Source organism: Actinophytocola sp. (genome assembly GCF_035634895.1).
In the GTDB taxonomy this organism is placed as follows: Bacteria; Actinomycetota; Actinomycetes; order Mycobacteriales; family Pseudonocardiaceae; genus Actinophytocola.
Window position 1 is genome coordinate 42,830 of the sequence record NZ_DASQCC010000081.1, and the last position, 10,414, is coordinate 53,243.

Consider the following 10,414-nt stretch of genomic DNA (forward strand, 5'->3'; position numbering starts at 1 on the left):
CCGCCACCGGCGGCAAGGCCGAGGCCTACCCGGCGGGCGGCCCCGAGGCCGAGCCGTTCCCGGCGCAGAAGATCCTCACCGGCGAGACCCGCTTCCCGAACCTGCCCGCCGTCGAGAACGCGCTGCGTGATGTGCTCCCCGCGGGTGTGCTGGACGAGGCGGGCAAGACGTCGGCCGCGCACGTCGCCCGCAACGAGGCCGTCGTCGAGCGGGCCTTCTCCGCGCGGGGAGCCGCCAACCGCGGCGCCGACCTGAACGGCGACGGCATGTCGCTGCTGCTGGTCTCCGCGACCCACGCGGGCACCGGCACCCCGGACGACTTCGTGCAGGTGGTCGTCAAGGCCGTGCGTCCGCAGCAGCCCCGCACCGGCTACGGCACGTTCGACGCGCCCGGCGTGGTCGGCAACGGCAACGGCAACGGCGGCGCGAGCCGGGTCGTCCCGGGCGCCACGATGAAGGGCGCGCTGTCCACCGACCAGGCGGTCGAGCACAGCGACGTCGTCAAGAGCGGCTACACCGCGGGCGGTGGCGCGGGCCTGCGCGGCGGGGTCGACGGGGTCGGCTCCGGCGAACTGCGCGGCCAGTACAACCGCACCGCGGGCACGACCGAGACCACGCTGACCTCGTCGAGCGGCGCCGGGCACGAGCAGGGCTGGAAGTCCGGCGACGTCGCCGCCCACGACCACACCGTCGACCACTACGAGATCACCGTGCACGGCAAGGACGGCGTGCTCGGCAGCCGGACCGTGCCGGGCGGCCTGGCCACCACGTTCGCCGGCGGCCACTTCGACCCCGCCACCGGCCCGGAACGCCCGCACCAGGAGTTCCGGCCGGTCGAGCACAGCACCCCGAAGCGGCCGGCGGGCTGGCGCCCCGGCGCGCTGCCGGACCACTTCGTCGTGCACGGCGTCGACCTGCCGAACGGCCTCGGCGAGGCACTCCGGAGCGGCCTGGGCGAGCCTCAGGAGACCGGTCCGTTCACCCGCCACCAGACGCACGACTTCGCCAGCGGCAAGCAGGTCGCCGCACACCTCGACGACGCGGGCCAGGGCGTCTACCAGATGCCGGTCAACCGCCGGGGCGCCGGACTGCCGGGCACCACGGACCGCATCGGCGACGCGCGGATCGCGACCGCGCTGTCCAACCCGCGCATCACGGGTGCGCCGGAGGAGATGGAGCTGACCTTCGCCAGCAAGGTCACCGGCGCCACCGGCCACGGCACCGAGCACGCCGGGGGCGGCGGACTGACGGGCCGCGCCCGGCTCGGCAGCTCCGGCCACACCTCGGTCCACGAGATCCTCGGCTACACCGACGGCACCAAGTCGTCGGAGGAGCACGCCGTCGCCGACGAGTTCGAGCGCACCACGACGACGACCTACAGCGGTCTCGTCTACCCGGTCACCTACGACCTCAGCGTGCTGGGCGGCAGCCGCGACGCCGCCGCGGGGTCGACCGTCACCGGCGGCGACGAGGCGGGCAGCTGGCACCACCAGGAGGCGCACCGCGAGAACGCCGTGCGGATCTGGGTGCCCGCCGACGAGCTGCACCAGCTCGGCCTCGACCACCTGCCCGAGGTCGAGCAGCCGACCGCCGGCCACGCCGGCCACCTGCCGCCCGAGTCGGACATCGACGGCCACGCCCCGGTGTCGATCCGGCCCGAGATCACCCAGCAGGTCCTCGACGCGACCCGCGACCTGCTCGACCTGGTGCCGCACGACGAGGTGCCGCGTTCGGTGGTGTCCCGGTTCGCCGGCTGGGTGGGCGAGCGGTCGCTGCCGGAGTGGCTCAACGGCGACGGGTTGCGCCAGGCCAGCGAGGGGCTCTACCGCAAGGTCGTCACCCAGCTCGGCAAGCGTGGCTTCGAGTCCCGCTACCAGGACCTCCTCGGCGGCCCCGGCCTGCGCTGGTCCGACACGGTCGCCGGGCCGCTAGGCACCTACACCGTCGCGCTGAACCTGCGTGGTAACCAGAGGTTCGGCGAGTACGCGGGCACCTCGAAGGGCTGGGGGAGCGAGCACGAGACCAAGACCACCAGCACCACGACCCACGCCACCGGCGACGGCCACACCCGGCAGGTGAACTCGCGGACCGTCCTCGCCAGCAAGTCGGCGATGCTCGGCGAGCAGCACCCCGTCCGGTTCGCCGGCAGCGCGACCGGCACCCACAAGTCCGCGAACTCCCGCACCGAGTCGGTCGCCACCAGCCAGACCCGCGGCTACCAGGCGCCGGAGGGCGAGCGGGCGACCTACCGGCACGGCCTCGGCCTCGAGCTGACGGTCACGAAGACCGCCTACGCGAGCCGTGCGCCGCGCGTCCTGAGCGGCGGCGTCGCCGACCTGTTCACGCCGGAGCCGACGAGCACCCACCACCGCATCGACAGCGTCCCCGACGCGGTGGCGACGCGGGTGCCCGTGAGCGAGCTGGCCACGGGCGAGGCCCGGCCAGGCCGGATCACCACGCTGCCCGACAACCGGCACGTGGTCGCGAACTCCACGAACCTGCACTTCGCCGTGCAGGACATCGTCAACGGCACCCGGCCGGGCGAGTCGGCGGGGCCGACCCCGACGAAGGTGCCCGCGCAGGCGAGCAGCGCGCTGGACACCATCAACACCGGCACCCGGCCGAGCGCGGTCTCCTCGCACCTGCCGAAGGCCATCACCGAGGGCGGCTACCGGCTCGGCGGCCTCGACCTCGACGGCTTCTACAGCGCGGGCGCCGGCGTGCCGACCCCGCTGTCGGCGCTGAACTTCCACGCCACGCTGGACGATGCCCGGGTCACGCCGCTCGACGGCCCGGCCGAGTTCACGACCAAGGACGCGACGACCACCGCCGTCAAGGACAAGCACAAGGAGGGCCCGAGCATCAAGACCGGTGGCCGGGCCACGGTCGAGTCACTCACGGGCAGCTCCCGGCAGATGCTGGACGCCGACGGCGGGATGGAGTACCGGCGAGGCGCGAACGTCGGCTTCACCGGCCCCGGCTACAGCTGGCAGCGCGGCGCCGGGTCGGACTTCAAGGCCAAGAGCGACACCAGCGAGACCAAGACCACGGGCCCGTCCTACCGCGTCAGCGGGTGGGCGAACTGGACGGTCACGCCCGAGTACCGGGGCACGGTGCCCGCGGAGTGGACCGCGCCACGCACGGCCCGCGACCGCTTCCACGTCTACACCGACGAGGCCGGCCTGCGGCAGATGGGCCTCGAACCCCCCGGCGCCCCGCACGTCTCGCGGTCGGCACGCACGAGCGACGCGCCGGTGGTCAACACGAGACTCGCGAGTGACGAGGGCACCCGGGGCGGGGCGGGGGAGTCCTCGCGGACGGGCAGCCCGTTGCGGGACGACAGCGGGTTCTGGGCGGACGACGAGCCGGCCTCGCCGGTCACCGAGTCGCACGCGGCGCCGCGCGCGGACGCGTTCTTCGTGGCACCCAACAGGGTCCGCGGCGTGGGCGGCATGCCCGAGGCCGCACAGGGCGTCCACCCGGTCGACCCCTCCCCGAACCGGATCTCCCTCGGCAGCTTCCGCAACACCGACGAGGCCGCGGCCTTCATGCGGTCCACCCGCCCGCTGGTGCCGATGGTCAACAAGGCGCGGTTCGACCAGCGCGTCCCGGGTGCCCGCACGAACTGCGGCCCCGCCACCGTCCAGGCCTACAACGCGCTCGAGCACGGCGAGGTGCACGAGGCGGGTCCCAGCGCGCCCGTCCGGACCGAGGACATGGAGCGGGGCACCGGCCGCCGGTTCCGCCGGGTCCCGGACTACGACACGATCGACCGGATCCTCGCGCGGCCGCAGGTGCCCGTCGGCGCGAAGGGGATGGTCTTCGCCGACCACGCCGACAAGAAGGGCCACTACTTCATCGTCGAGAAGCTCGCCGACGGCCGGTTCCTCTACCTCGACGGTCAGGACGGCATGCCGGCCAACCTGAGCACGAAGCCGACGGACATCGGCCTCATGATGCTGCCCAGGGGCGCGCGGCTCGACCCGGTCTACGCGCCGTTCACGCCGAAGCCCGCCGACGCCGGCAACCCGGGGCGGGCCGCGGCCGGACCGGGCGGCACCAGGCAGCAGCGGCCGCCGACCCTGCCGGCCGGTGGCGTGCTCGCCCACAGCGCCCTGAGCGCCGCGCAGCAGGCGCAGATGGACCTGCAGGGCGCGCACGCGGTCATCGCGGACGGCGGCGCCAGCCCCGTCGCGAACCTCGTCGACGCACTCAAGCGCAGCCTCGACCCGCACGCGCCTAGCGAGTACCGGCGGATCACCAGGGCACTGGACGACGCCGCGAGGCGCCGCCGGAGCGGCTTCGACCTCGGCGCGATCGCCGGCGAGGCCGGCCTGCGGGTGCACGTTCTGGGCAACGACGGCGACTGGCGGTCGTACGGGCCGGTCACCGGCCGCCCGGTGCACGTGGTGGACGCGAACGTGGCCGGCGTGCCGCGGTTCCTCGGCACGAAGCAGGCCGTGGAGCTGGGCCGGACCGGGGTCGTCTACCCGGGCCCGACCAGGTCGGCCGCCGACGGCGCCGACCACCTGGAGCACCGCGGCGAGTTCGAGGTCGAGACGATCGCCGGCAAGCACTACGTGCGCGCCTACACCGCCGTGTTCGACACCGCCCTGCCCGGCTCCGACCACAAGGACGTCCACCAGGACGCGAACGGCAAGGTGACGCCGTCGACCGGCAAGGCGAGCGTCGCGTGGGTGTCCGGCGGGCGCCCGCTGCGTGCCGTGCAGTGGGTGGCCAAGTACCGCAACGACCAGCTCCAGAAGGGCGAGACGCACGCGACGCCGCTGCTGCGCTCCTACCTGGTGCCCCTCGACACCTACCTGAAGGCGAGCGGGGACGCCCGGCCGGAGGGCGTGGACGCCGGCCGGGACCGGTCGCTGAACGTCGACCAGAGCGGCGACGTCAACCAGTTCGGCCTGCGCGGCGCCGACCTCGACAACCTGCGCCGGTACGCGCTCGACGGCTCCCTGGTCACCTACGTGCCGCCGGAGAGCACCGGGCACGCCCGGCCGGACCTGTCCGGCCGCGTGGAACCCATCTCGGACCTCCACGAGCGCCTGGGCATCAGGCCGGACTTCTCCTCGACGGCCCTCGGGCCGGACAACGACCCGTGGTTCCACTGGAAGCGCGACCAGGACGGGCGGGTGCGCTTCGACGGGTTCCGCAACGACCCGAAGCAGCTGCGTGGCCTGGCCGCCCGGCTGCGCGAGGCGTACGTCCTGTGGACCGAGCCGGAGGTCGCCGCCGGGCAGCGCACGTCGGCCTTCTTCAGCCCCGACGAGGCGATTCCGGGCGAGGACGGCGGCAAGGGCAAGGCCCCCGCGTCGAGCGGTGCCCGGCTGACCGCGAAGCTCAACACCTTCGTCAACACCCACGGCCCCACCGCCCGCAACCTCGAGCAGGTCTCGAACGCGATCCGCGAGGAGGTCGGCGCGGTCACCAGGGACCTGGTCGAGCGGGTGGCGCCGCCGGTGGACAAGGGCCGTGTGTTCACGGAGATGGGGCAGTCGCTCGGCAGGTTCACGGGCTCGGGCTTCTCCCGCCCCGCCGAGATGATGCTGCGCAGGATGAACGGTCCGGCCGGGCCGAGCGTGCCGCTCGGTGCGACCCTGCCCGAGCTCACCGCGTCGATCCAGCACGGCAACAGCCACCACGGCAGCTTCCGGGACACCGTGATCACCCCGATGGCGAACGCGCTCGCCGACCACGTCATGGCCGACGGCCGGTTCGCGGTGCTGGACGCCGGGACCTTCTCGAACCTGTTGCGGGACACCCTGCGGGACACCATCGCGGCGCACCTGGACGACCACTTCACCGAGCTGGCCACCGACCCGGACCGGAGCGCCGCCCTGGCGGCGAAGCCCAACCGCGGCGACCGGACGGGCTGGCTGTCCGGCCAGCGCCTCACCAGTTTCCTCGACGACGTCGCCAAGGACGTGCGGGGCGACCACGCGCTGCGGGCCGCGGTGGCGAACGCGCCGTTGACGGTCGACACCGGGGCGCTGCGGGAGATCGTCCAGGGGCCGGTCATCGACGGCGTCCGCAAGGACACGATCGACAAGGTGCTCGCCAAGGACCTGGTCGACGTCGACCCGGCCGCGCAGAAGAAGCTGTTCGAGGACGAGATCACCGGCGGGCTCGAGCGGTCGGTGCGCGACCGGATCAACGGTGACCCGTCCTTCGGTCTCGTCGACCCCCGCTACCGGCGCCAGCTGGCCGACCGCGTGAGCGAGACGGCGACCGAGAACGTCGACGACGTGCTGGCGAACCTGCCGCTGCGGAAGGTGGGCCACGCCGAGGTCGACCGGTTCATGCGCACGCGGGTGCCCGAGTTCGCGACCATGGCCCAGATCGGTGCCACGATCGCGACCGACGCGCAGCGGAACAAGGTCGACTTCGACACCAGGACCAGCACGCAGGAGCCGTTCCCCAACGAGTTCGGCACGTGGCGCGAGCACTACCGGCAGGGCTACACCCAGAAGAGCGACCCGGCCGTGTTCGGCCACCACAGGGAGGTCGGCGACCGGCTCCGCGAGGTGATCGAGAGCGAGCTGACCGCCCCGCGGCCGGAGTCGGCGAAGAACGTCGTGGACGAGCTGGTCGGCCGGGTCGACGAGTCGGCAAGGGACGGCCACGAGACCCTGGCGCGAAAGTTCGACGAGGTCATCAAGCCGCAGGGTGCGGACAGGCAGTACCGGGCCCGCTCGACCGGACAGCCGGTGACCTATCACGAGCACGCGCAGATGGTGCTGAACCAGTTCCTCGCGCTGTCCCGTGGCGACGACGACTCCGCGCGGTTCGTGTCCCGTGAGGCCGTCGCCAAGGCGATCGTGTTCCACGACATGGACAAGCTGAACTCGAAGAACCAGTTCGGCGACGAGCAGGCCCGGCACGACCGCGAACCGGAGCACCGCGGCGCGGTCCGGTACATGAACCGGCACGAGGGTCTGTGGTCCGACGAGCGCGACTTCCGCCTCGCCCGCGCGATGGTCGACTCGGACCCCATCGGTGGCTACCTCCGCGGCAAGCACGACGCCACGACGGCGTACGAGTTCATCCGGGACCTCGCCCACCGGGCGGGCCGGGCGGACGGGCACGAGGTCACCGCCCAGGACGTGCGGAGGTTCTTCGACGAGTTCCACCAGTACTACCAGTCGGACTTCTCCTCCTACTCGAACCAGTCGGTGTTCGTGAACCCGAGGACGGGCGAGGTCGAGCACGGCAAGGAGTCCGGCCTCACCGGCCTGGCCCGCGACGGCAGGACGGGTCCGTTCCGCCGCACGGCGGACGGCCGGCACTTCGAGTACCTCGACACGGCGTCGGCCGGCAAGAAGAGCTACCAGGCGAAGATCGCCGAGCTGCGCGGCCTGTTCGACAGGGACGTCAGGACCGACGAGGCGGCCGGGCTGGCGACCACGGGCGGGGCACCGGTGAGCGGCGTCGGCGGCATGCCGTCATCGGCGAAGGAGAAGATCGTCGGCAGGACCGACCGGGGCAGGGAGGTCAGGTTCCGGCCGGACGACGTGGTCAGCACCCGGCTGGGTAGTTCCCGCAACGCGCGGGGCCTGGCGTTCGGCTTCGAGGGGCACGCGGAGACCCTGGACACGTGGGCCAGGAACGCACGGCGCGACCCGACCGTGGTGCGCTCCCGGGACGGTGAGACGGCGGTCGAGGCCCTGGCCAGGCTCGCCGACCGGCCCGAGAGCCTCGTGCCGGCGCCGTGGCTGGACCCCATCTTCGTCGTGGTCAAGCCCGACGGCGACGAGTTCGTCATACCGGTCAGCGACAGGGACGGGTCCAGCGACATCCGGGTCACGCCCAAGGCGTTCGCCAAGATCCTGAGCGAGAACTCGGCGTTCAGGAAGATGTTCGGCAAGGCGGAGGACCCGTCGATCCTGATGGTCGCCACCCGGGCGGACGAGGGCGACCTGGTGACGGACCTGCAGGACGAGCTGGCGCACCTCGGGTACACGGCGCGGTTCCACACCACGACAGGCGACGTCGCCTTCTCGGGCGACGGCCACGTCAGCGCTGGCGACAACGCGGGCTGGGCGACCTACGAACGCAGCGCGAAGGCCAAGAAGGTCACGAAGAAGGGCTTCTTCCGGGACAAGGTCACCACCCAGTTCAAGGTCAGGCGGACCCGTACCGTCTGGGAGGACACGCAACTCCCGGAGGACCGGGCGGCCGCCACCGAGGGCCCACGCCCGGACGCCGGTGCCGTGCGCCGTGATCCCGTGGCCGAACAGCAACGCATCTGGGCTGCCGAGATCCGCCGCCGCGAGGAGGCCGCCCGGCGCGACGCCGAGGACGAGCAAGGCCGTGCGGGGTCTCGGCGTCCCCGAACCGAGGCGCGACAGGAGGAAGAGTCGGACTCCGGTTCGGAGTCCGGTTCGGACAACGAGGCGGGTTCGGAGATCGCGTCCGAGGATGGTGCGGAACGGGCGCCGGGTGCCGACCGCGACTCGGACCGCGACTCGGACTCGGATTCGGACCGCGACTCGGACTCGGATTCGGACCGTGAGTCGGAGTCGGACTCCGACCGTGATTCCGACTCGGACTCCGACCGTGACTCCGACTCGGATTCCGACGGGGAGTCGGAGGCCGGGGCAAGGCCGCAGGCCGGGCCGTCACGGCAGCCTCGGGCGGCGGCCGAGCAGAGGGTTTTGGCGGAGGCTGCCGAGGAGCGTCGTAAGGAGGCGCTGCGGCAGGGCGCGTTGGAGAAGGAGGCTCAGCGGCAGGAGAAGGCCAGGGCTGAGCAGAAGGCTCAGGAAGAGGCCGACCGCAAGGAGCGGGAAAAGCGGGAGGCGCAGGAAGCGGCCGAGCGCAAGGAACGGGAAGAGCGGGAGGCTCGGGAGGCGGCTGAGCGCAAGGAGCGCGAGGAGCGGGAGGCTCGGGAGGCGGCTGAGCGCAAGGAGCGGGAAGAGCGCGAGGCTCGGGAGGCGGCCGAGCGGAAGGTTTTGGCGGAGGCTGCTGAGGAGCGTCGTAAGGAGGCGTTGCGGCAGGCTGCGTTGGACAAGGAGGCTCAGCGGCAGGAGAAGGCCAGGGCTGAGCAGAAGGCTCAGGAAGAGGCTGACCGCAAGGAGCGGGAAAAGCGGGAGGCGCAGGAAGCGGCCGAGCGCAAGGAACGGGAAGAGCGCAAGGCTCGGGAAGAAGCCGACCGCAAGGAACGCGAGGACCGGAAGGCTCGGGAAGAGGCCGAGCAGAAGGCTCGCGAGCAGGACCAGCAGCAACGGACTCGGCAGGAGCAGGGCAGCCAGCAGCAGTCGCAGGACGTGCCGCTGCCACCCGGCTTCCCGGACCACTACAAGGTTCTTGGCGTCGAGCCCACCGCGTCCGTCACAGACATCAAGAAGGCCTTCAGGAAGGCCGCCCTCAAGTGGCACCCGGACAAGAACACCGACCCCACCGCCGCGGACAGGTTCAAGGAAGTAAACGAGGCCAACGAGACTCTGACCGACCCCACGCGCAAGCAGGAGTACGACGCCCAACGCAACCTCCTGAAGCGGCCGGCGGCGCAGGCGTCGAGATCGGCGAACCCGTGGGCACAGCAGCCGGGGCCGTCACACCCGCGACCGTCGCACCCACACCCACAGTCGCACCCGCAGGCGCACCCACAGTCACACCCACACCCACAGTCGCACTCGCGCCCACAGCCGCAGCCACAGCCATGGGGGCAAGGGGCCCCGCATCCGGGAGCACCGCATCCGGGAGCGTCTTGGCAACAGGGACCGTGGCAGCAGGGAACATGGCAGCAGGGACCTTCGTGGCAGCAGGGACCGTGGCCACAAGGACCTTCGTGGCAGCAGGATCCCCGCTGGGCGGGTCAGCCGAGCGCGGGCCCTCGTCCTCCGCAGCCTGCCGGACCGCCCGTGGACTGGATTCCCATGGCGACGGCTCCGCAGAACGGCAAGACGATCTACGTCAACCCCCGGGACGTGCTGCGACGAATCCTGTACCGGAACGGCCATCCCATGGGTGTCACGTTCCGGTCGCTGCCGGCGGAGGTGAGGCACGACGCCGCGATCGTGGAGAACAGCGGCCCGACCGACACGTTCGTGCGTGGCCTGCCGCAGAAGAACGCCGACGACTTCGAGCTCGCCGTCGCGACGTCCCAGGGGGCCACCGCGGTTCCGTGGGCGGACGACTACCGCAACGGTGGTTCCGGGCCGGTCTACCTGTTGTCGCACGGGTTGCACGACTGGTTCGTGTCGACGGTCCGCGGTGGCTCCACGATCTGGGACGGCCAGTTCTCGATGTTGGCCGACGACTTCCAGGGCAACCTGGGTGGCGCCGCGACCTGGGATCTGCTGCGCGACATCAAGTCCTTCCGCGACCGGCTCCTCGGGGGAGCCTCGGTCGCCGGGATCATCTGCCTCGTGGCGGCCGGCCGCTGGTCGGACTCGTTCAT

The 10,414-nt window shown here is 72.2% G+C and carries 1 protein-coding gene (only partly in view); it reads left to right on the forward strand.

The genetic code is table 11. From position 1 onward, the window contains the following. Positions 1-10,414, forward strand: part of the annotated coding region (locus tag VET29_RS11225; protein ID WP_324918809.1) for a DnaJ domain-containing protein (this coding region is incomplete at its 3' end). Its footprint begins 25,792 nt before the window's first position; 10,414 of its 36,206 annotated nt are in view.